The sequence below is a fragment of the Pseudomonas vranovensis genome (assembly GCF_040438935.1).
In the GTDB taxonomy this organism is placed as follows: domain Bacteria; phylum Pseudomonadota; class Gammaproteobacteria; order Pseudomonadales; family Pseudomonadaceae; genus Aquipseudomonas; species Aquipseudomonas vranovensis.
The window spans coordinates 550,177-571,836 of record NZ_CP159259.1; the positions used below are offsets into that span (position 1 = coordinate 550,177).

Sequence of the window (21,660 nt, forward strand, 5' to 3'; positions counted from 1 at the left end):
ATTCTTGGAATTTCGGAGGAGTCTATGGAGTCTTTCTATAAGCGAGTAATGAATTAATTGCTGCCTGATATTGGCATTCGGAATAGCTGCCTGTTAACTCGGCTGTTCGCCATGTTGCTCTGCGCCAGCCTGCTCCAGGCATTCGCGGAACAGGCGTGCTGCCGGCCCCAGTTCGCGGTTGCCGGCGTGGAAGTAGCCGATGTCGCCGAACTGCAGGTGGGTGCCCAGATCCAGGCTGGCCAGCAATCCGACTCCGGTGAATTGGCGGGTCGCTTCCAGCGGCATGACGGCGACGGTTTGCTGGTCTTGCATCAGGCTGATATTGGTGAGAATCGACAAGGACTCCACCACATTGGCGGGCGCTGCCAATCCGGCCTCGTAGAAGAGGCTGTCGACGGTGCGGCGCAGCAGCGAGTCGCGAGTCGGCAGCACCCAGGGATAGTCGAGCAGGGTCTTGAGGTTGACCGGGCTTTGGCCAATCAGCGGGTGATTCGCACCTGCGACGACGGACAGCTCCTCACCATAGAGCACTTGCGCCTCCAACTGTGACGACTCGTGGTACCAACGCCAGTCGTCCGGTACACGCCCCACTACCAGGTCGACCTCGCCCACGGCCAGGGCCGGGAACAATTGGTCCATCTGGCCCACTCGCAGTGACACCAGCACCTTCGGTGCTCGTTGCTTGAGCAGTTGCAGGGCACGCGGCAGCAGTGAACTGGATGCGGAGATAAGGGTGCCAACCAGTACATGTCCCGAGGTACCTTCCTGGTAGGCATTGACTTCGTCCGTCAGTGAGCGCAGTTCGGCAAGCAGCGATTTGCTACGCCGCGCCATCAGCTCGCCCAATGGCGTGGCTCGGACACCCCGGTTACCACGGACCAGCAACGGCGCGTCGAAGTAGGATTCCAGCTCGTGGATGATCTTGGTTACCGCGGGTTGGGTCAGGCTCAGCGCCTGGGCTGCGCGTAGCAAGGAACCGCTCTGAAGCACCTGGTCGAATACCATCAACTGGTAGAACTTGAGTTTGCGCGCAACGGACAGATGAGTGAACTGCATGCTTGACCTTCAAATGGCGGGCTTGGGGGGGAGCATTGCACACTTGAGGTCGTCCGATGCAAGCAGCGGAACAAATCGGGGCCGTCGGGTGCTGGCGTGGAGTCGGTGCGTGGCTACGATTGCCGGATGGTGTCGGGTGGTTGGATCCTTCTCTCAGGTCGGTCCATGATGCAATAGCCCCTTGGCAACCATCAATGCCTGGTCGTGCACCTAGGACGTAAAAATCCTTCCCTATGCAAAAGCCACCTGCGCCGTAGTGACGTAGGTGGCTTTCAAGTGTGGCGGCTTGATTTACTGCAATCAGTCCAGAGCAGCTGAAATCAGCTCAGGCCTGGCTGAAAAACCAAGGAGCGAGGAATCAATCCCAGCTCAACGCCCCGCCAGTCTGATACTCGATAACCCGGGTCTCGAAGAAGTTTTTCTCTTTCTTCAAGTCCATGATTTCGCTCATCCATGGGAACGGGTTGGTGGTACCTGGGTACTCTTCCTTCAAACCGATCTGCGACAGGCGACGGTTGGCGATAAACTTGAGGTAGTCCTCCATCATCGCCGCGTTCATGCCCAGTACGCCGCGTGGCATGGTGTCGCGCGCGTATTCGATTTCCAGCTGGGTACCCTGCAGGATCATCTGCGAGGCTTCTTCCTTCATTTCGGCATCCCACAGGTGCGGGTTTTCGATCTTGATCTGGTTGATCACGTCGATACCGAAGTTCAGGTGCATGGATTCGTCACGCAGGATGTACTGGAACTGCTCTGCAACGCCGGTCATCTTGTTGCGACGACCCATCGACAGGATCTGGGTGAAGCCGCAGTAGAAGAAGATGCCTTCCAGAACGCAGTAGTAGGCGATCAGGTTGCGCAGCAGTTCTTTGTCGGTCTCGACGGTGCCGGTGTTGAATTCCGGGTCGGAGATCGCGCGGGTGTAGCGCAGGCCCCAGGCGGCTTTCTTCGCGACCGACGGGATCTCGTGGTACATGTTGAAGATCTCGCCTTCATCCATGCCCAGCGACTCGATGCAGTACTGGTAGGCGTGGGTGTGGATCGCCTCTTCGAAGGCCTGGCGCAGGATGTACTGGCGGCACTCGGGGTTGGTGATCAGGCGGTACACGGCCAGGGCCAGGTTGTTGGCAACCAGGGAGTCGGCGGTGGAGAAGAAGCCCAGGTTGCGCATGACGATGCGACGCTCGTCGTCGGTCAGGCCTTCAGGGTTCTTCCACAGGGCGATGTCCGCGGTCATGTTGACCTCTTGCGGCATCCAGTGGTTGGCGCAACCGTCCAGGTACTTCTGCCAGGCCCAGTCGTACTTGAAAGGCACCAGCTGGTTGAGGTCGGCGCGGCAGTTGATCATGCGCTTTTCGTCAACGGCGACGCGGGCGGCAGAGCCTTCCAGCTCAGCCAGGCCTTCGGCGATGTCGAGGTCGTCCAGGGCAGCCTTGGCGCGTTTTACCGCGTCCGAGTCGGCAGCGGTCACGGCACGGGCTTCCAGTGCGGCGACACCGCCTGCGCTGTCGAGCTTGTCGATGCCAGCGGCAGCGGCTTGAGTGGCGTTGGTGCCTTTGGCGGCTTCTTCGCCTTCGTCTTTATCGAATTCGTCCCAGCTCAGCATGGTGTGCTCCTGCTTGAGGGCCATGTTCAGTATGGCCGGTGGATCTTGGTTGCGTTGCTTGCGTTGGGTACAGCAGTGCACGCAAAAACTTGAATACTTCCGGGAGCGGGGCTCCTCGGAGAAGGCCGGATTGCTCCGGCCTTTTTTATTGGGCTCTAGAGGGGGAGGGGACAAGTCCGCTCCCACCGAGCCTTATTGGCAGGCTTCGCAGTCCGGCTCGTCGATCGCGCAGGCCTTTGGCACTGGCGCTGGGCCTGCTGCCTGGACCGGGGCGCTGTCGCCACCGCTGGAGACGGCGTTGAGCTTGCCGGTATTGATGGTGGACTTCTCGGTGCTGGTCGCGGCCAGGGCACGGAGGTAGTAGGTGGTTTTCAGACCACGGTACCAGGCCATGCGGTAGGTGACGTCCAGCTTCTTGCCCGAAGCGCCGGCGATGTACAGGTTCAGCGACTGAGCCTGGTCGATCCACTTCTGACGGCGGCTGGCGGCGTCGACGATCCACTTGGTTTCCACTTCGAAGGCAGTGGCGTAGAGCTCCTTGAGCTCCTGCGGGATGCGCTCGATCTGCTGTACCGAACCATCGTAGTACTTCAGGTCGTTGATCATGACCGGGTCCCACAGGCCACGGGCCTTGAGGTCGCGAACCAGGTACGGGTTGATCACGGTGAACTCGCCCGACAGGTTCGATTTCACGTACAGGTTCTGGTAGGTCGGCTCGATGGACTGCGATACGCCAGTGATGTTGGCGATGGTCGCGGTCGGCGCGATGGCCATGATGTTCGAGTTACGAATACCTTTTTGTACGCGGGCACGGACGGGTGTCCAGTCCAGCGATTCGTTCAGGTCGACGTCGATGTACTTCTGGCCACGGGCCTCGATCAGGATCTGTTGCGAATCCAGTGGCAGGATGCCTTTGGACCACAGCGAGCCCTGGAAGGTCTCGTAGGCGCCGCGCTCGTCGGCCAGGTCACAGGATGCCTGGATGGCGAAGTAGCTGACCGCTTCCATCGACTTGTCGGCGAACTCGACGGCAGCGTCGGAACCGTAAGGAATGTGCTGCAGGTACAGCGCATCCTGGAAGCCCATGATGCCCAGGCCGACCGGACGGTGCTTGAAGTTCGAGTTACGCGCTTGCGGCACCGAGTAATAGTTGATGTCGATCACGTTGTCGAGCATGCGCACCGCGGTGTTCACGGTGCGTTGCAGCTTGGCGGTGTCCAGCTTGCCATCGACGATGTGGTTCGGCAGGTTGATCGAACCCAGGTTGCAGACCGCGATCTCGTCCTTGTTGGTGTTCAGGGTGATCTCGGTGCACAGGTTCGAGCTGTGGACCACGCCCACGTGCTGCTGCGGGCTGCGCAGGTTGCACGGGTCCTTGAAGGTCAACCATGGGTGGCCGGTTTCGAACAGCATCGACAGCATCTTGCGCCACAGGTCTTTGGCCTGGATGGTCTTGAATACCTTGATCTTGTTGTACTCGGTCAGGGCTTCGTAGTACTCGTAGCGCTCTTCGAAGGCCTTGCCGGTCAGGTCGTGCAGGTCTGGCACTTCCGAAGGCGAGAACAGGGTCCACTTGCCGTCATCGAAGACGCGCTTCATGAACAGGTCAGGGATCCAGTTGGCGGTGTTCATGTCGTGGGTACGACGACGGTCATCACCGGTGTTCTTGCGCAGTTCGATGAACTCTTCGATGTCCAGGTGCCAGGTTTCCAGGTAGGCGCAGACAGCACCCTTGCGCTTGCCACCCTGGTTGACGGCGACGGCGGTGTCGTTGACCACTTTCAGGAACGGTACGACGCCCTGGGATTTACCGTTGGTGCCCTTGATGTAAGAGCCCAGTGCGCGCACAGGGGTCCAGTCGTTGCCCAGGCCACCGGCGAATTTCGACAGCATGGCGTTGTCGTGGATCGCGTGGTAGATGCCCGACAGGTCGTCCGGCACGGTGGTCAGGTAGCAGCTCGACAGCTGTGGACGCAGGGTACCGGCGTTGAACAGGGTCGGGGTCGAGGCCATGTAGTCGAAGGACGACAACAGGTTGTAGAACTCGATCGCACGGGCTTCCTTGTCTTTCTCTTCCAGCGCCAGGCCCATGGCCACACGCATGAAGAACACCTGAGGCAGCTCGAAGCGCACGCCATCCTTGTGGATGAAGTAGCGGTCGTACAGGGTCTGCAGGCCCAGGTAGGTGAATTGCTGGTCGCGCTCGTGGTCGATTGCCTTGCCCAGTTTCTCCAGGTCGAAGTCGGCCAGGGCAGGGTTGAGCAGTTCGAACTCGACACCTTTGGCGACGTAGGCCGGCAGGGCCTTGGCGTACAGGTCGGCCATTTCGTGGTGGGTGGCGCTTTCGGCCACGCCCAGGAAGCCCAGGCCTTCGGCACGCAGGGTGTCCATCAGCAGGCGGGCGGTCACGAAGGAGTAGTTCGGCTCACGCTCGACCAGGGTACGGGCGGTCATCACCAGGGCAGTGTTGACGTCCTTGATGGCCACGCCGTCGTACAGGTTCTTCAGGGTTTCGCGCTGGATCAGGTCGCCATCGACTTCGGCCAGGCCTTCGCAGGCCTCGGAGATGATGGTGTTCAGGCGGTTCATGTCCAGTGGCGCGAGGCTGCCGTCGGCCAGGGTGATGCGAATGCTCGGGTGCGGCTGCACGGCGGCGTCGTCGGCGCTGCCGCGGGTGGCACGTTCCTTGGCGCGCTGGTCGCGGTAGATGACGTAGTCGCGGGCAACTTTTTGCTCGCCGGCACGCATCAGGGCCAGTTCGACCTGGTCCTGGATCTCTTCGATGTGGATGGTGCCGCCCGATGGCATGCGACGCTTGAAGGTAGCGGTGACCTGTTCGGTCAGGCGTGCAACGGTGTCGTGGATACGCGACGACGCGGCAGCGGTGCCGCCTTCAACTGCAAGGAACGCCTTGGTGATAGCCACGGTGATCTTGTCGTCGGTGTAGGCGACGACAGTGCCATTACGCTTGATCACGCGCAGTTGGCCTGGGGCGGTGGCAGCCAGATCCTGATTCGAATCGGCGGCCTGCGGCGCCTTGGCCTGCGGGTTCTCGCGAGTTGTGTCGGTTTGCATGGGTGTCTCCACGTTCTCTATGTTTATTTAGGCGCCTTGTGGGCGCCCGCCGTTCCGTCCGAAAGCCCAACAACCGACCCTGGCGACACGCGGGAACACGATGCTCCGGCATGCCGAACAGGTCGGGCATACTCACTTCGGGACAGATCAGGAATTAAAGGGCAACTGAGTGCCGCTCCCTGGCCGAAGTCAAAGGTTTTGAATACACGACTCAAAACTGTTGCTGTCGGGTGTGGCAAAGACTTGCAACACCCATACCCGAAACAACGCCCCCCAAGGGCTTGCAACGGTCGCCTCCGCAGGAGCGGTTTGGCTGCAGATTTCTTCTAAAGTTCAAGCAAAAAAAGCACTGCTGGAGGGCTTGAGTTCTTTGCTCGACTTGTGCTTGGGATTTTGTTCAAACCCCAAGATGTAGTGTTTGTTTGCGATAGGGATACAAGATAATGCGGTCCCGGGGGTATTGCAAGGTCGTGCGCTGTGGATAACTTGTGCGTATTTTGTGTGTGATTTGGGCCAACGCCTTGTAGGCCGCGTCTTAGCGCCAGATGACCGTCCGTCACCCTTTTTTTCACCGGCACGGTGGCTCGGCTGGGAATTTTCGGGCGCGCACCCTAACACAAAACTCACGCCCTTCCGAGCGATCCCGGCCGTGGTCATTTGCCGCTAGTGACGATGGTTGGCAGGCGTCGGTGCCCGACGTAGTATCCGGAGCCGATATTGCCTTTTGGTGAAGTTGCACCCAGGGGCACGTTCCAATAACAACAAGCCGTCGAGGTGAGCCGTGGAGCAGCAGCGCAGTCGGGTGTTGATCGTCGAGGATGACCAGCGTTTGGCCGATCTGACCCGTGAGTACCTGCAGGCCAACGGCTTCGACGTCGATGTCGAAGGTGATGGGGCGCAGGCGGCAGCGCGGATCATCGCCGGGCAGCCTGACCTGGTGATCCTTGACTTGATGCTGCCGGGCGAGGACGGCCTGAGCATCTGCCGCAAGGTCCGCCAGCACTACCCGGGGCCAATCCTCATGCTCACGGCACGCAGCGATGACCTGGACCAGGTCCAGGGCCTGGACCTGGGGGCCGACGACTATGTGTGCAAACCGGTGCGTCCGCGCCTGTTGCTGGCACGCATCAATGCCTTGCTGCGGCGCAGTGAAGTGCCCGCCGACAGTGAGCCACCGCAGGTGCTGCAGTTCGGACCGCTGCGGGTGGACAACATCTTGCGCGAGGCCTGGTTGCAGGAGGACGGGATCGAGCTGACCAGTGCCGAGTTCGATCTGCTCTGGCTGCTGGTCAGCAATGCCGGGCGGACCCTGTCCCGAGAAGAAATTTTCACCTCCCTGCGTGGCGTGGGCTACGACGGCCAGGACCGCTCCATCGATGTGCGTATTTCCAGGATCCGCCCGAAAATAGGCGATGACCCGGAGCACCCACGGATGATCAAGACCATTCGCAGCAAGGGCTACCTGTTCGTGCGCGAGGCGGCCGAGGCCATGGGCCAGGTGCGATGAACTCGATCTTCCTGCGCATCTATGGCGGGATGCTCGCTGCGCTGGTGCTGGTGGCAGTGCTCGGTGTGCTCAGCGTGCATCTGCTCAACGAGGTGCGCGCCGCTCAATACCGCGAGCGCCTGGCCCACGGTACCTTCACCCTGATGGCCGACAACCTGGCGCCCCTTGGGGAGGTCGAGCGCAAGCGCGCGCTGTTGATCTGGGAACGTCTGCTGGGGATTCCGCTGGAACTGCAGACTTTCACGGCGGCGCGCCTGGAGGGCGGGCAACGCAGTCAGTTGCAGCGTGGGCAGGTGCTGGTGGAGAAGATCGGGCCTCATGCAGCGAAGGTCATGCGCCAGGTAGGTACCCAGGAACTTCTGCTGATTGGCGAGGTGCAGCAGATCAGCGAGCAGTTGGCGCGTGCCACTATTTACCTGCTGGCCGATGAGCTGGTGCGTTTTCCGGTCGGCGAGCAGCGCCAGCGCCTGGCCGAGCTGAAGCAGAACAAGGGGTTCGGCTTCGAGCTGGGCCTGCGCCGGCTTGAACAGACCGACATGGATGAGGACCAGCGCCGACGTGTCGATGAGGGCGATACGGTGATGGCCCTGGGCAAGGATGGCGACTCCATCCGGGTGTTCGCCGGAATGGTCGGCACGCCCTGGGTGCTGGAGTTGGGGCCGCTGTACCAGATGAATCCGTACCCCCCGCAGTTACTGGCGCTGATTGCAGTGCTTGGCTTGTGCCTGATCGGGCTGATTGTCTATTTGCTGGTACGCCAGCTCGAACGGCGCCTTTCCGACCTCGAAACCGCTGCCACGCGTATCGCCCAAGGCAGTCTGCAAACCCGTGTGGCGAGTGATGATGCCGACTCGGTAGGGCGACTGGCCGCAGCGTTCAACGGTATGGCGGCGCATCTGCAGCGATCATTGAGCATCCAGCGTGAGTTGGTGCGTGCCGTCTCTCATGAGCTGCGCACGCCGGTGGCGCGGTTGCGCTTCGGCCTTGAAATGATCGCCACCGCGCGTGATGACCAGGCGCGGGAAAAGTACTTGAGCGGCATGGACGGCGACATCCAGGAACTGGACAAGCTGGTCGACGAGATGCTCACCTACGCGCGCCTCGAGCAAGGGGCGCCCGCCTTGAACTTCCAGCGGGTTGATCTCGATGCCCTGCTTGACCAGGTCATCGACGAACTGGCTCCCTTGCGCAGCGACGTCAAGGTGGTGCGCGGGCCTTGCCAGCTGGGAGAGCAGGCATCGGACGGGCAGGGCGCCTGGGTCGAGGCCGAACCCCGCTACCTGCATCGTGCCCTGCAGAACCTGGTCAGCAACGCCATGCGCCATGCCGAGTCCCAGGTCAGCCTCAGCTACCAGTTAGGGGCGCAGCGTTGCCGCATCGATGTCGAAGACGATGGCCCGGGTATCCCAGAAAGCGTCTGGGATCGCATCTTCACGCCTTTTACCCGCCTGGACGACAGTCGCACCCGTGCCTCGGGCGGGCACGGCCTGGGTTTGTCGATCGTGCGCCGGATCATCTATTGGCATAAAGGACGGGCATCGGTGGGGCGCAGCGAGTTGCTCGGGGGGGCGCGTTTCAGCCTGAGCTGGCCGCGCAAGCAGGACCCGGCATGAGTGAGCCGGTGCGCCTGGATCAGGTGCTGGCACCGCTGCGCTTCGATCAATTGCTGCTCGATCTCTATGGCCCGCAGTTGATGCCAGCCCAGCGCCCGGTGCTGGTGTCGCAGTGGTCGAAGTACTACTTTGCGGCGGTCTGGCAGACGCTGCTGGGCGATGCAAGGCTGCCGGTATTTGCCGAAGCCGCCGTCGCGCTGGATGTTCGCGGGTTGCCGACAGCTTTCAGTGGGCAAGGGCGGTACTGCGAAGGGCTGGACGAGGCCATCGGCCAGCACCTGGAGCCCCTGGTGCAACGCCTGGCGACGCTTGGCGCGGTGTCGCCAGCGGTGCTATGGGGAAATGCCGGCGATTGCCTGGATCAAATGCTGCAACAGGCCGGAGGTGACGTCGGCCTGGGGCGCTTGTTGACCACACCGGGCAGCCCGCTGTTTGCCGCGGTCAGCCTGGGCGCCTCGGGCAAGCGGCGTCGGCGTACCTGCTGCCTGAGCTACAAGGTGGACTGGGTCGGGCACTGCGAGCATTGTCCGTTGGCGGATTGAGGCTCAGACCGCGACGAGACTGAGCAGTTGTTCGCCCTGCAGGCAGAACTGCGCCTCCAACTCCCGGCCGTGATGCCACTGCGGCGAAAGGTCCGTCAGCAAGCGCAGGCGGGCGTGGCCGTCAGCCGACCACTCCAGCACTTCTGCATGTTCGAAGTAAAAACGCTGCAGCACGATCGGGTACAGCGCCTTGAACAGGCTTTCCTTCAATGAAAAGGTCAGCGTCACCACAAGGCCTGTGTGCTGCGGGTCCATGCGCTGCAACTCGGCCTCGGTGAGGATCTCCCGGGCCAGGCGTGTGGCGCGCTCGTCACTGAGCAGGCTCTCCTGGTCCAGGCCCAGCCCCCGGCAGGCTGTCTGATGCGCCACCACGGCGGCGGCCCAGCCTTTGCCGTGGGTGATCGAGCCGCTGATGCCGGCCGGCCAGAGGGGGGAACGGTCCTCGTGGGTGCCGGGCACGTATTCGCGACCATCCAGCTGTTGCAACGCCGCCCGGGCACAGACCCTGCCGGCCAGGTACTCGGCCTGACGCTTGGCCACCGAGCGCTGCAGGCTGGCGGTTCGCTCGATATTGGCGCGGTCGAAGTCGTCGTTGCCGAGCCGGGCGGGGTCGAACGCGCAACTGACCAGTACGGCGCCAGGGATGGGGCGAGGCAGGGGCCAGTGATTCTGCAGGGGGGCACAGCAGGCGGGGAGTCGGTTCATGCCAGGCATTGTGCCGCGGCGCCTCCAACCTTTCCAGCCTGTTGTTCAGCCGAGGTTCAGGCTCGGTTCAGGGGCCGTTCAGGGCTCGCTGCTTACTCTAGCGTCCACACCCTCACCGGGCCTCAACTGGAGTAAACACGATGAAAACACTCAACTCGCTGTTCCTCGCTGTCGCTTTCCTGGGCGCTGCCGCAACTGCCCAGGCTGCCGACACCACCTTCGCTGGCGTCACCTATGGCCAGACCAGCGACAAGGTCAAGAAGTCCGGCTTGCTCAGCAGCAACACCGACCACCTGAACACCGACGGCATCATCCACAAGGACGACACCTGGGGCGTGCGCCTCGGCCAGATGAACGACCAGCGTCGCTACTACCTCACCTACGACAACGTCTCCAGCGACCACAGCGGCCTGAAACTGCGCCAGGAAAACCTGCTGGGCAGTTATGACGTGTTCTACCCGCTGGGCGCTACCACCAAGCTCTTCGGCGGTGCCAGTGCCGGTTTGACCAAACTCAGCCAGGAGTCGTCAGGCTATAGCCGCGACACCGACACCGGCTATGCCATCGGCCTGCAAGCCGGCCTGCTGCAACAAGTGACCGACAACGCCTCGGTCGAGCTGGGCTACCGTTACCTGCGCAGCAACGCCAGCACCGAACTGGCCGAGCACGGTGGCCCGAAAGTCGGCACCCTGCGCCTGGACAGCAGCGCGCAGACCTACCTCTCGGCCAACTACGCATTCTGATTTTGACGGGCGATCTTCGGACCGGCCTGCAGGTGCATGGCCGGTTCGCTGTTATTCTTGAGCGGGTGTGTCGGGGCGTATAGGGAGGAGCGTATGAAACTGCTGGTGGTCGAGGATGAGGCACTCTTGCGTCATCACTTGTACAGCCGCTTGATGGAAAGTGGGCATGTGGTCGAGGCGGTAGCCAACGCCGAGGAGGCGCTCTATCACGTCGAACAGTTCAACCATGACCTGGCGGTGATCGACCTTGGCCTGCCTGGCATGAGCGGGTTGGACCTGATCCGCCGGCTGCGCTCGATGGACAAGAGTTTTCCAATTCTCATCCTGACGGCACGGGGCAACTGGCAGGACAAGGTCGAGGGCCTGGCTGCCGGCGCCGACGACTATGTGGTCAAGCCGTTCCAGTTCGAAGAGCTGGAAGCCCGACTCAATGCCTTGCTGCGCCGCTCCAGCGGCTTTATCCAGTCGACCATCGCTGCCGGGCCCTTGCTGCTGGATCTCAATCGCAAGCAGGCGACACTCGACGAGCAACCCTTGGCGTTGACTGCCTACGAGTACCGCATTCTGGAATACCTGATGCGCCATCACCAGCAAGTGGTGGCCAAGGAACGCCTGATGGAGCAGCTCTATCCGGATGACGATGAGCGCGATCCGAATGTGATCGAAGTACTGGTCGGTCGTCTGCGTCGAAAGCTGGAGGGCACCAATGGCTTCAAACCCATTGATACTGTCCGGGGCCTGGGCTACCTGTTCACCGAGCGCTGCCGGTGATTCGCTCGCTCCGCCTGCGGCTGATGGTAGCCGCTGCGCTACTGGCAGTGTTGTTCATGCTGGGCCTGCTGCCTGCCTTGCAAAAGGCATTCAGTCTGGCCTTGCAGGAGTCCATTGAAAAGCGCCTGGCCTCCGATGTAACCACCCTGATTTCTGCCGCGCGTATCGAGAACCACCAGTTGCAGATGCCCGAACTGCTGCCGGATGAGAAATTCAACCTGCCCGATAGCCGTCTGCTGGGGTACATCTATGACCGCGAGGGCAAGCTGGTCTGGCGTTCGCGGTCTACCGCCGACGAGAACATCAACTACACCCCTCGTTACGACGGGCGCGGCAACGAGTTTGCGCGGATCCGCCAGGCCGATGGCGAGGAATTCTTCGTTTATGACGTTGAAGTCAAGCTGCTGGGCGGCAAGTCGGCGGCCTTCAGCATTGTCGCGCTGCAACCGGTACGCGAATACCAGCAAACCCTCAAGGGCCTGCGCGAGCGCCTGTACCTGGGTTTCGGGGCGGCGCTGCTGGCCTTGCTGGTGCTGCTGTGGGCCGGCTTGACCTGGGGACTGCGCTCGCTGCGCCAACTGAGTCACGAGCTGGATGAGGTCGAGGCTGGCAACCGAGACGGACTCAGCACCGAGCACCCGCGAGAGCTGCTACGCCTGACGGGCTCGTTGAACCGACTGCTGCACAGCGAGCGCGAGCAGCGTCGTCGCTACCGCGATTCCCTCGGCGATCTGGCGCATAGCCTGAAAACGCCCCTGACGGTGCTGCAGGGGGTGAGCGAAAGCATGGGGGAGCGCCGCGAAGACCGTGAGCAGGCGCGGATACTGCAAAGTCAGATCGAGCGCATGAGCCAGCAGATCGACTATCAGTTGCAGCGTGCCAGCTTGCGCAAAAGTGGCCTGGTACGTCATCAGGTGGCGCTGCGGCCATTGCTCGACAGCTTGTGCAGCACCCTGGCCAAGGTCTACCGTGACAAGCAAGTGAGCATCAGCCTCGATGTTCCTGACCCGGCCCAGGTGCCCATGGAGCAGGGGGCCTTGCTCGAATTGCTCGGCAACCTGCTGGAGAACGCCTACCGGCTTTGCCTGGGCGAGGTGCGGATCAGCCTGCACAGCGGGCCGTCGTACGTCGAACTGTGCGTCGAGGATGACGGCCCGGGCGTCCCTGCCGATCAGCGCGAACGTATCCTCCAGCGTGGTGAGCGCCTGGATCGGCAGAACCCGGGGCAGGGCATCGGCCTGGCAGTGGTCAAGGACATCATCGAAAGCTATGACGCCAGCCTTACCCTCGATGACTCGCCGCTGGGCGGCGCTGCATTTCGCATCCACTTTCCCCTGGACTGAACCGCCATCACCCTGGGCGGATTACCGCCAACATCATTCTTTTGCAAAAGGTGTCGGGCGGAAATCCGCCAAGTCGCACGGCACCGCTGCAACCTCATTGTGCACCCGGCCCCAGTAAATATGGGGCCTGCACCGATAAAGCGCATTTTGGCATCGGGCTTGCTATTGCCCTAGCAGAGTTCTGCCAGGCAGCTCGACACAACAAATCCCTCCAGTGCAGGAGGGTTCGCGCTTTAGGTACAGCCCGGGTCCTGGGAAGGATCGGTCGGTACACTTGAGGAATTAGCCATGACGACGCGTCAGCCACTGTACAAATCGCTGTATATCCAGGTGTTAGTAGCGATCACCATCGGTATCCTGCTGGGCCACTACTACCCCGAAACCGGCGTTGCCCTCAAACCGCTGGGTGACGGGTTCGTCAAACTGATCAAGATGGTCATCGCCCCCATCATCTTCTGCACCGTTGTCAGCGGTATCGCTGGCATGCAGAGCATGAAATCGGTCGGCAAGACCGGTGGCTACGCGCTGCTCTACTTCGAAATTGTCTCGACCATTGCCCTGATCATCGGCCTGGTCGTGGTCAACGTGGTCCAGCCTGGCGCTGGCATGCACATCGACGTCAGCACCCTGAACGCCAGCAGCGTGGCCGCCTATGCCGCCGCCGGCGCACAGCAGACCACGGTCGGCTTCCTGCTCAACATCATTCCCAACACCGTGGTCGGCGCGTTCGCCAACGGCGATATCCTGCAAGTGCTGATGTTCTCGGTGATCTTCGGTTTCGCCCTGCATCGCCTGGGTGCCTACGGCAAGCCGCTGCTGGACCTGATCGATCGCTTCGCCCATGTCATGTTCAACATCATCAACATGATCATGAAGCTGGCGCCGGTCGGTGCCTTCGGTGCCATGGCCTTCACCATCGGCCAGTACGGCGTTGGCTCGCTGGTTCAACTGGGCTACCTGATGGCCTGCTTCTACGTCACCTGCGTGCTGTTCATCGTCGTGGTCCTTGGTGGTATCGCTCGTGCGCACGGCTTCAGCGTCCTCAAGCTGATCCGCTACATCCGTGAAGAGCTGATGATCGTGCTGGGTACCTCGTCGTCCGAGTCGGCCCTGCCACGCATGCTGACCAAGATGGAGCGCCTGGGCGCGAAGAAATCTGTGGTAGGCCTGGTGATTCCTACCGGTTACTCGTTCAACCTCGACGGCACCTCGATCTACCTGACCATGGCCGCGGTGTTCATCGCCCAGGCCACCGACACCACCATGGACATCACTCACCAGATCACCCTGCTGCTGGTGCTGCTGGTGGCCTCCAAGGGTGCAGCTGGCGTGACTGGCAGTGGTTTCATCGTGCTCGCCGCGACGCTGTCGGCGGTAGGCCACCTGCCGGTTGCCGGCCTTGCGCTGATCCTCGGTATCGACCGCTTCATGTCCGAGGCCCGCGCCCTGACCAACCTGATCGGCAACGCGGTTGCCACCGTCGTCGTGGCCAAGTGGGTCAACGAGCTGGACGAAGACAAACTGCAGTCCGAGCTGGCTTCCGGTGGTTCGCCGCTGGTCGAGGTTGGCCCGGTCGATGACCTGGGTGTCGCTGAAGTGTCTACCCGCTAAGGGGCGAGTGGTGAAATGAAAAAGCCCATCTTCGGATGGGCTTTTTTGTGGTTCTTGCCTGTGTAGCCCGCTGCGCCGTCGATCGCAGCCTGTCGGCAGCGGCTACTCCACACGCATTTCGCCGCTGTATACCAATGTCTGCCGACACCGTCGGCACAGGTACCGGCGGCCCTGGCGCACCAGGCTGTGGCGCTGGGCCGAGAAGGGGAAATCGCTTTCGGGGCACGGGCAGCGATAGATGTAGCGCGTCACCGTGCGGCGTTTCACTTCATAGTTGTGGCAGCGATTGGGCGGCAGCTCATAGACCCCGCGCATGATCAACTGCCATTCCTCGCCATGGGGCTGAATGCGGTCGCCGAACAGTTGGTGGGCGACCAGGTGGGCTACTTCGTGGGCCACGGTCTGCTTGAGAAAATCTTCGCTGTTCTCGCGGTACAGCTGCAGGTTGAAGCGCAGCAGGTTTTCATGCAGGTGGGCCACGCCGGCCTTCTGGCCGCGCAGCTTGAAGCTGACTTCAGGGCGTGCGAAGGGGCGTTTGAAGAAAATTTCGGCTTGTTGATAACAGGTTTCGACGCGGAATTTGAGCAGTTCGGGCATATCGGGGAACACTCCTGGCCGGCAATTATGCCGCAACCCATGCAGCGCTGCCGAGCCACCTGTCAGCGCACAGCATCAGGCCGCCTTGCGGCGGCCTGAAGGTTACTGCGCCTATGTTGCTGCTTTCTAATTTCTAATAAGGGCTTCTAGTTGGTATAGACGGGCCCCACGCCCAGTCCCCAGATGATCACAGTGAAGGCCATGATGGCGACCAACACCACCAGGCCGACTGCCAGTACCGAGCTTGAGAACAGGAACCCTTCGTCCGAAGGGATGTTCATGAAGGTCGGCAGTCCGACATAGAGCAGGTACACCGTGTAGCACACGGCTGCCGTGCCGACGACCATCCCCAGCCACAGGTGTGGGTACAGTGCCGCGAGGCCGCCGATAAACAGCGGCGTTGCGGTATAGGTGGCAAATGCGATGCAGCGGGCGAGGCTCGGATTGGCATCGTAGGTTCGAGCCATCCAGTGAATGAACGCGCCCATGACCGCGACGCCACCGAGCATGGCCAGGTACGACATGATGGTCATCCATAGCGCGCTTTCCTGGGTCAACATGACCGGGGCGCGCTCGCCGATGACCCAGCCGACCTGGGTTGTACCGATGAACGCTGATACCGCCGGGATTGCCGCCAGTATCAGGGTGTGGGTCAGGTACATGTGGCTGATGCTTTCTTCCTCGCCACGAATCTCCTTCCATTCCTGATCAGGATGGGTAAATAGCCCAACAACGTGATGGATCATGCCAGTCACTCCTTTCGTTGTTGCCATCGCCCCCCAGCGGAGCGCTTGCGACCCCAAGGGTTGGGGGCCAGAGGATCGAGGTCACCTTTGATGTGGCCTTATGTCGCAGTATAGGAAGGAGTTCGCCGCTCAAAGCCGGCTTTTTAGAGCAAATCGCGCTGTCAGGCGCTCGGCTAATCACCTTGCAGTCTTTATCGGATTGGCCTACGCCTGCCGTCAGTTTGTGCGTAAAATATGCCGCTTTTGTCACACCTCGCGGATTTCAAGCGCTATGGGCACCCTTTCGGTCAACCAGAACAAACTGCAAAAACGCCTGCGTCGTCTCGCCGGCGAAGCCATTACCGACTTCAACATGATCGAAGACGGTGACAAGGTCATGGTCTGCCTGTCTGGCGGCAAAGACAGCTACACCATGCTCGATGTTCTGCTGCACCTGCAGAAAGTGGCGCCGATCAAGTTCGAGATCGTCGCGGTGAACATGGACCAGAAGCAACCGGGCTTCCCCGAGCACGTGCTGCCGGCGTACCTGGAGTCGTTGGGCGTGCAGTACCACATCGTCGAGAAAGACACCTACTCGGTGGTCAAGGAGCTGATCCCGGAGGGCAAGACCACGTGTTCGCTGTGCTCGCGCCTGCGCCGTGGCACCCTGTACACCTTCGCCGACGAGATCGGCGCGACCAAGATGGCCCTGGGGCACCACCGCGACGACATCGTCGAAACCTTCTTCCTCAACATGTTCTTCAACGGCACCCTCAAGGCCATGCCGCCCAAACTGCGTGCCGATGACGGCCGAAACGTCGTGATCCGCCCGCTGGCCTACTGCAGCGAGAAGGACATCCAGGCCTACTCGGACATGAAGGAATTCCCGATCATCCCATGCAACCTCTGTGGCTCTCAGGAAAACCTGCAGCGCCAGGTGGTCAAGGACATGCTGGTGGAGTGGGAGCGCAAGACCCCGGGCCGTACCGAGAGCATCTTCCGTGGCCTGCAGAACGTCGTGCCGTCGCAGCTGGCTGACCGCAACCTGTTCGACTTCGTCAACCTGAAGATCGACGAGACGGCGCCTGCACGTTTTCTTGACGTGCTGAACATCTGACTGGCATGCGTGATTACCAATGGCTGCATGAGTACTGCCTGAACCGCTTCGGTTCGGCTGCCGCGCTCGAAGCGCACCTGCCCCAGGCGAAAACGCCGGAGCAGTTGCGCGCCATCAGTGCCGACCGCTACCTCTCCACCCTGGCCTTGCGGGTGTTTCGCGCCGGGCTCAAGCACAGCCTGGTGGACGCCAAGTGGCCGGCCTTCGAACAGGTGTTCTTTGGGTTCGATCCGCACAAAGTGGTACTGATGGGCGCCGAACATCTGGAGCGGCTGATGCAGGACACGCGGATCATCCGCCACCTGGGCAAGCTCAAGAGCGTGCCGCGCAATGCGCAGATGATCCTGGACGTCGAGAAGGCGCACGGCAGTTTCGGCGCGTTCATCGCCGACTGGCCGGTGAACGATATCGTCGGGCTGTGGAAGTACCTGGCCAAGCATGGCAACCAGATGGGCGGGCTGTCAGCGCCACGCTTCTTGCGCATGGTTGGCAAGGACACCTTCATCCCCACCAATGACATGGCTGCGGCGCTGATTGCCCAGGACATCATCGACAAACCGCCGACCAGCCAGCGTGACCTGGCCCAGGTGCAGGCAGCATTCAACCAGTGGCATGCCGAAAGTGGGAGGCCGTTGTGTCAGTTGTCGGTGATGCTGGCGCATACGGTCAATCATTGATACGCCATCGCGGGGCAAGCCCGCTCCCACAAGACCTGTAGGAGCGGGCTTGCGCCGCGAAGCTCAACCTTCCCCCGCCAACCGTCGGTCATACTGGAACCGCCAGCGCACATACAGCAGGGCACTGACAAACAGCGCCAGGCTGATCGCCACTTCCAGCCAGCCGAATACTGCTCGTGCCGGGTCGAATGCGGCCAGTACGCCCTTGATGAAGTACAGGTTGACCACGAAGCAGGTCCAGGCGTGTGCGCGCGCGTTGCCCAGCAAAATCCCTGGCAGCAGCAGCGCCAGTGGCACCAACTCGACCGCAAGGATCACACCGGTGCGCGCACCATGCAGGTCGGCAAACAGCAGGTTGTTGAGGGTCAGCAGGGCGATCAGGCCGAAAAAGCTGGCCAGGCTCAGCGCCCGACTCAGGCGCAGGCGCGGTGCCAGCCACTCGATCGAGGGCAGAACCTTGGGCTTTTTAGCCACGGCCGTTCTCCTGCAGTTTGGCGGTGGTGGCCAGGCGTTGGCCAAGGGCACGGCACAAGGCGATTTCATCGGCGTCCAGGTCACGTTTGCCATCGGCCCCGGCGTGGTGGCTGGCGCCATACGGGGTGCCGCCGCCGCGGGTTTCGAGCAGCGCCGACTCGCTGTAGGGCAGGCCCATGATCAGCATGCCGTGGTGCATCAGCGGCAGCAGCATCGACAGCAGGGTCGATTCCTGGCCGCCGTGCAGGCTGGCGGTGGAGGTGAACACAGCCGCCGGCTTGCCGACCAGGCCGCCACTGAGCCACAGGCTGCTGGTACCGTCGATGAAGTACTTCAGCGGAGCAGCCATGTTGCCAAAGCGTGTCGGGCTGCCCAGGGCCAGGCCCGAGCAGTGGCGCAGGTCGTCCAGGGAGGCGTAGAGCGCGCCGGTGTCCGGGATGTCGGGGGCGACCGCTTCACACTCGGCGGAGATCGCCGGAACCGTGCGGATGCGTGCTTCCAGGCCGGCCATCTCGACGCCACGGGCAATCTGCCGGGCCATTTCGCTGGTAGAGCCGTGGCGGCTGTAGAACAGGATCAGGATGTAGGGCGCACTCACGGCAGGATCTCCAGCACCTTCTCTGGTGGCCTGCCAATCACGGCTTTGTCGCCGGCGATCAGGATCGGGCGCTCGATCAGTTTGGGGTACGTGGCCATGGCGTCGATCAACTGCGCTTCGCTCAGGCTGGTATCGGCCAGGTTCAGTTCCTTGTACTCATCTTCGCCGCTGCGCAGCAGCTGGCGCGCACCGATGCCCAGCTTGCCGAGCAGGGCCTTGAGTTCGGCGGCGCTTGGTGGCGTTTCCAGGTAGCGGACCACGGTCGGGGCCAGGCCGCGGGCTTCGAGCAACTCCAGCGCGCCACGGGATTTGGAGCAGCGCGGATTGTGATAGAGGGTCAGGTCGGTCATGTTCGGGTCGCATCCAGCAGGGTGTGGCGGCTATTCTAACCGCAGCGACTTCGCATTTTGCTTGAATCTTCGAGAAGGATTGACCCATGACAAGGCGTTTGGCAGCAGCACTGGCCATCACCGCGAGCCTGTTGCTCGGTGGATGCGGTGCAGATTATGGCCTGGACCAGAACGGACAGACTGTAAAAGCCGAGCAGATCGACGGGCACTGGCTGGTGCTCAATTACTGGGCTGAATGGTGTGGCCCGTGCCGTACCGAAATCCCGGAACTCAACGCCGCTGCCAAGCAGTGGCGGGCCCAGGGCGTGACGGTGCTCGGGGTGAACTTCGACGGCTTGCAGGGAGAGGAACTGAAAAAGGCCACTGAGGCCCTGGGCATCGGCTTCACCGTGCTGGCCGAGGACCCGGCCGAGCGTTATGAACTGCCACGTAGCGAAGCGTTGCCGGTGACCTACATCATCGACGACAAGGGCAAGGTGCGTGAGCAGTTGATGGGCGAGCAGACGCTTGAAGGGCTGACCGAGAAGATCAAGGCGCTCAAAGGGGCTTGATGGGCGGCTTTTTTCGCGGGGCAAGCCGGTTCCCACTGCGGTTTCCGGTGGGAGCGGGCTTGCCCCGCGAAGGCTTCAGCCTTCTTCAGGCCAAAACCGCAACGGCTTGCCCTCGGCAGGCCAGAACCGCACCTGTTCGATCGGCGAGATGTCCCAGCGCTGCACGGTCTCCAGCGCCTGCAAGAAGCGCTTTTCCTGCTCCATCAGTGCCGGCGCACAGAGTTTGCGGGTGCTGCCAACCTTGCCGAAGGTGAGCTTGTCACCGTCAAGCTGGTAAGGCGCGAACCAGTGATTGCAGCCGCCATTGCCGTAGGCACGCCCATCCGCTGCAAGCGTCAGGGTCAGGTGGCTGTAGTCCATCAGCGGACGTTCGCCAATCCACTCCAGCAAGTAGCTGCGTTCCTGTTCCAGCTTCATCGGCTCAGCGGCGCAGCCCAGCAGGGCCGTGCCGACCATGGCGCAGAGCAGCAGGGTTTTCACTGGGCAGACTCCTTGCATGTCGGGCACAGGTGCTTGTCGCCACGGCTGATCCAGCCCAGCTCGGCGATACGCGCGCTGGCGGCTGGTTGCTGGGCTTTTTTACCGAGCTTGGCGTCCACGGCAAACTCGAAGTCCAGGCTGGCCTGGCAGTTGTCGCAGTTGACTTGCCACTGGTGGATCGCCAGTTCGCCGAACACCGGCCCGCTGGCCACCGCGACCCATTGACCGGTCGGGTTGATCAGGTGGCGGACGGTTTCGACGGTCAGGCGCATGGACAGATCCTTGCTGCCCTTGAGGGTCACCAGCAGGACGTCGCTCTTCTTGATCGAGCCGCCGTTGCCGGTCACTTGATAGCGACCCGGCACCAGGGCGCGGCATTCGATCAGGGTGTGTTGCGGATTAAACAGGGTGTAGCGGAAATCGTGTTCGACCATGGGTCCTCCAAATCTGCCGCGTATCCTAGCATCAACCCTCGACCAAGTTTTGCGCATTGCCTGCCGCCCAGCGGGTAATGTTCTCCAGCGTCGTTGCGGCGATCGCTGCCAGCGCCTCGCGGGTAAGAAACGCCTGGTGGGCGGTGACGATCACGTTGGGGAAGGTCAACAGGCGCGCGAGCACGTCGTCTTGCAGCGGCTGGTCGGAGCGGTCCTCGAAAAACAGCTGGGCTTCTTCTTCGTAGACATCCAGGCCCAGGTAGCCCAATTGACCGTCTTTCAAGGCCTCGATCAATGCCGGGGTGTCGATCAGTGCGCCGCGACCGGTGTTGATCAGCATGGCGCCCGGTTGCAGGTCGGCCAGGCTTTGCGGGTTGATCAGGTGGCGGGTCTGCTCGGTCAGCGGGCAGTGCAGGCTGATGATCTGTGCCTGGCGCAGCAGTTCCGGCAACTCCAGGTAACGTGCTCCCAGGGCCAGCAACTCGGGGTTGGGGAAGGGGTCGTAGGCCAGCAACTGACAGCCGAATCCGGCCATGATGCGGGCAAAGGCAGCGCCGATCTGACCGGTGCCGACCACGCCGACGGTTTTGCCGTGCAAGTCGAAACCGGTCAGGCCGTGCAGGCTGAAGTTGCCTTCGCGGGTGCGATTGTAGGCCCGGTGCAAGCGTCGATTGAGGGCCAGGATCAGCGCCACCGCGTGTTCGGCTACTGCATGCGGGGAGTAGGCTGGCACCCGCACCACAGCAAGGCCAAGGTGCTTGGCCGCTGTCAGGTCGACATGGTTGAAACCGGCCGAGCGCAGGGCGATCAGGCGGGTACCGCCGGCAACCAGGCGCTCCAGCACCGGGGCGCCGAGATCGTCATTGATAAAGGCGCAGACCACTTCGTGGCCGTTGGCCAAGGCTGCGGTGTCTTCGGTCAGGCGTGCCGGTTGAAAGTGCAGTTCAAGACCATCCGCTGCCGGGGCCTGGGTGAAGCTGTCCTGGTCATAGGACTGGCTGCTGAAAAACAATACGCGCATGGGGTCATCCTGAGTCGGTTGGCGGAGAGTCTAACCACCGGGCAAGACCATCGCCTTGCCTCAG

The 21,660-nt window shown here is 61.9% G+C and carries 22 protein-coding genes; 10 read left to right on the forward strand and 12 right to left on the reverse strand.

Going from position 1 to position 21,660, the window contains the following annotated elements; all coding sequences use genetic code 11:
• Positions 1–93 precede the first annotated feature (93 nt).
• The 3 genes from ABVN19_RS02550 to ABVN19_RS02560 all read right to left on the reverse strand — a co-directional run bounded on the left by ABVN19_RS02550 (position 94) and on the right by ABVN19_RS02560 (position 5,737).
• The gene (locus tag ABVN19_RS02550; RefSeq protein ID WP_028944895.1) at positions 94–1,056 is read right to left on the reverse strand and encodes a LysR substrate-binding domain-containing protein; all 963 of its coding nucleotides are present in this window, start codon (positions 1,054–1,056) and stop codon (positions 94–96) included.
• Between the two features lie 358 nt (positions 1,057–1,414).
• Positions 1,415–2,662: a ribonucleotide-diphosphate reductase subunit beta gene (locus ABVN19_RS02555; protein ID WP_028943551.1), complete on the reverse strand. Its 1,248-nt coding sequence runs from the start codon at positions 2,660–2,662 to the stop codon at positions 1,415–1,417.
• A 192-nt stretch (positions 2,663–2,854) separates the two neighbouring features.
• On the reverse strand, positions 2,855–5,737 hold the full coding sequence (locus tag ABVN19_RS02560; RefSeq protein ID WP_105641690.1) for a ribonucleoside-diphosphate reductase subunit alpha: 2,883 nt from the start codon (positions 5,735–5,737) through the stop codon (positions 2,855–2,857).
• 781 nt (positions 5,738–6,518) lie between these two features.
• Here ABVN19_RS02560 and ABVN19_RS02565 point away from each other — a divergent pair.
• The 3 genes from ABVN19_RS02565 to fhuF are packed head-to-tail and all read left to right on the forward strand — an operon-like array spanning position 6,519 to position 9,399.
• Positions 6,519–7,244 carry a response regulator transcription factor gene (locus tag ABVN19_RS02565; protein ID WP_028943553.1) on the forward strand — a complete coding sequence of 242 codons (726 nt, stop codon included), beginning with the start codon at positions 6,519–6,521 and terminating at the stop codon, positions 7,242–7,244.
• Entirely contained in the window at positions 7,241–8,857 is a 1,617-nt protein-coding gene (locus ABVN19_RS02570) for an ATP-binding protein (RefSeq protein WP_028943554.1), read from the forward strand. Before ABVN19_RS02565 ends, ABVN19_RS02570 begins: the two co-directional genes overlap by 4 nt.
• Positions 8,854–9,399: a siderophore-iron reductase FhuF gene (gene fhuF / locus ABVN19_RS02575; protein ID WP_105641691.1), complete on the forward strand. Its 546-nt coding sequence runs from the start codon at positions 8,854–8,856 to the stop codon at positions 9,397–9,399. The genes ABVN19_RS02570 and fhuF overlap by 4 nt, the downstream gene beginning before the upstream one ends.
• A 3-nt stretch (positions 9,400–9,402) precedes the next feature.
• Here fhuF and ABVN19_RS02580 read toward each other — a convergent pair whose 3' ends face one another.
• Positions 9,403–10,104, reverse strand: coding sequence for a 4'-phosphopantetheinyl transferase superfamily protein (locus ABVN19_RS02580; protein ID WP_028943556.1), 702 nt, complete (start codon positions 10,102–10,104; stop codon positions 9,403–9,405).
• A 140-nt stretch (positions 10,105–10,244) separates the two neighbouring features.
• On the opposite strand from ABVN19_RS02580, the gene ABVN19_RS02585 reads away from it, so the two are divergent.
• The 4 genes from ABVN19_RS02585 to ABVN19_RS02600 all read left to right on the forward strand — a co-directional run bounded on the left by ABVN19_RS02585 (position 10,245) and on the right by ABVN19_RS02600 (position 14,572).
• Positions 10,245–10,847: an outer membrane beta-barrel protein gene (locus tag ABVN19_RS02585; protein WP_028943557.1), complete on the forward strand. Its 603-nt coding sequence runs from the start codon at positions 10,245–10,247 to the stop codon at positions 10,845–10,847.
• Positions 10,848–10,940: 93 nt separating this feature from the next.
• Complete coding sequence (locus ABVN19_RS02590) at positions 10,941–11,618, forward strand: response regulator (protein ID WP_028943558.1); 678 nt, start codon at positions 10,941–10,943, stop codon at positions 11,616–11,618.
• Entirely contained in the window at positions 11,615–12,961 is a 1,347-nt protein-coding gene (locus ABVN19_RS02595; RefSeq protein WP_028943559.1) for an ATP-binding protein, read from the forward strand. Before ABVN19_RS02590 ends, ABVN19_RS02595 begins: the two co-directional genes overlap by 4 nt.
• Before the next feature lie 288 nt (positions 12,962–13,249).
• Positions 13,250–14,572: a dicarboxylate/amino acid:cation symporter gene (locus tag ABVN19_RS02600; RefSeq protein WP_028943560.1), complete on the forward strand. Its 1,323-nt coding sequence runs from the start codon at positions 13,250–13,252 to the stop codon at positions 14,570–14,572.
• Positions 14,573–14,674: 102 nt separating this feature from the next.
• Here ABVN19_RS02600 and ABVN19_RS02605 read toward each other — a convergent pair whose 3' ends face one another.
• Positions 14,675–15,169 carry a SprT family zinc-dependent metalloprotease gene (locus tag ABVN19_RS02605; protein WP_028943561.1) on the reverse strand — a complete coding sequence of 165 codons (495 nt, stop codon included), beginning with the start codon at positions 15,167–15,169 and terminating at the stop codon, positions 14,675–14,677.
• Positions 15,170–15,315: 146 nt separating this feature from the next.
• Positions 15,316–15,915: a Yip1 family protein gene (locus ABVN19_RS02610; protein WP_028943562.1), complete on the reverse strand. Its 600-nt coding sequence runs from the start codon at positions 15,913–15,915 to the stop codon at positions 15,316–15,318.
• A 271-nt stretch (positions 15,916–16,186) separates the two neighbouring features.
• On the opposite strand from ABVN19_RS02610, the gene ttcA reads away from it, so the two are divergent.
• Both ttcA and ABVN19_RS02620 read left to right on the forward strand, forming a co-directional pair.
• Positions 16,187–17,011 (forward strand): tRNA 2-thiocytidine(32) synthetase TtcA, encoded by an 825-nt coding sequence (ttcA, locus tag ABVN19_RS02615; RefSeq protein WP_028943563.1) that lies wholly within the window; start codon positions 16,187–16,189, stop codon positions 17,009–17,011.
• 5 nt (positions 17,012–17,016) lie between these two features.
• The gene (locus tag ABVN19_RS02620) at positions 17,017–17,688 is read left to right on the forward strand and encodes a DNA-3-methyladenine glycosylase I (protein ID WP_028943564.1); all 672 of its coding nucleotides are present in this window, start codon (positions 17,017–17,019) and stop codon (positions 17,686–17,688) included.
• A 63-nt stretch (positions 17,689–17,751) separates the two neighbouring features.
• On the opposite strand, the gene ABVN19_RS02625 is transcribed toward ABVN19_RS02620, so the two are convergent.
• From ABVN19_RS02625 to arsC, 3 genes are read right to left on the reverse strand one after another with little or no spacing between them, the layout of a single operon-like run.
• The gene (locus ABVN19_RS02625) at positions 17,752–18,162 is read right to left on the reverse strand and encodes a DUF2069 domain-containing protein (RefSeq protein ID WP_028943565.1); all 411 of its coding nucleotides are present in this window, start codon (positions 18,160–18,162) and stop codon (positions 17,752–17,754) included.
• Positions 18,155–18,760, reverse strand: coding sequence for an NAD(P)H:quinone oxidoreductase (wrbA, locus tag ABVN19_RS02630; RefSeq protein WP_105641692.1), 606 nt, complete (start codon positions 18,758–18,760; stop codon positions 18,155–18,157). The genes ABVN19_RS02625 and wrbA overlap by 8 nt, the downstream gene beginning before the upstream one ends.
• Positions 18,757–19,110: an arsenate reductase (glutaredoxin) gene (arsC, locus tag ABVN19_RS02635; protein ID WP_028943567.1), complete on the reverse strand. Its 354-nt coding sequence runs from the start codon at positions 19,108–19,110 to the stop codon at positions 18,757–18,759. The genes wrbA and arsC overlap by 4 nt, the downstream gene beginning before the upstream one ends.
• A gap of 86 nt (positions 19,111–19,196) precedes the next feature.
• On the opposite strand from arsC, the gene ABVN19_RS02640 reads away from it, so the two are divergent.
• Entirely contained in the window at positions 19,197–19,661 is a 465-nt protein-coding gene (locus tag ABVN19_RS02640; protein ID WP_028943568.1) for a TlpA disulfide reductase family protein, read from the forward strand.
• Positions 19,662–19,736: 75 nt separating this feature from the next.
• Here ABVN19_RS02640 and ABVN19_RS02645 read toward each other — a convergent pair whose 3' ends face one another.
• Genes ABVN19_RS02645 through ABVN19_RS02655 form a run of 3 tightly spaced genes read right to left on the reverse strand, consistent with a single transcriptional unit; the run spans position 19,737 to position 21,596 of the window.
• Positions 19,737–20,117 carry an META domain-containing protein gene (locus tag ABVN19_RS02645; protein WP_105641755.1) on the reverse strand — a complete coding sequence of 127 codons (381 nt, stop codon included), beginning with the start codon at positions 20,115–20,117 and terminating at the stop codon, positions 19,737–19,739.
• A 20-nt stretch (positions 20,118–20,137) separates the two neighbouring features.
• Positions 20,138–20,575: a hypothetical protein gene (locus tag ABVN19_RS02650; RefSeq protein ID WP_028943570.1), complete on the reverse strand. Its 438-nt coding sequence runs from the start codon at positions 20,573–20,575 to the stop codon at positions 20,138–20,140.
• Positions 20,576–20,606: 31 nt separating this feature from the next.
• Positions 20,607–21,596: a 2-hydroxyacid dehydrogenase gene (locus ABVN19_RS02655; RefSeq protein WP_028943571.1), complete on the reverse strand. Its 990-nt coding sequence runs from the start codon at positions 21,594–21,596 to the stop codon at positions 20,607–20,609.
• Positions 21,597–21,660 lie beyond the last annotated feature (64 nt).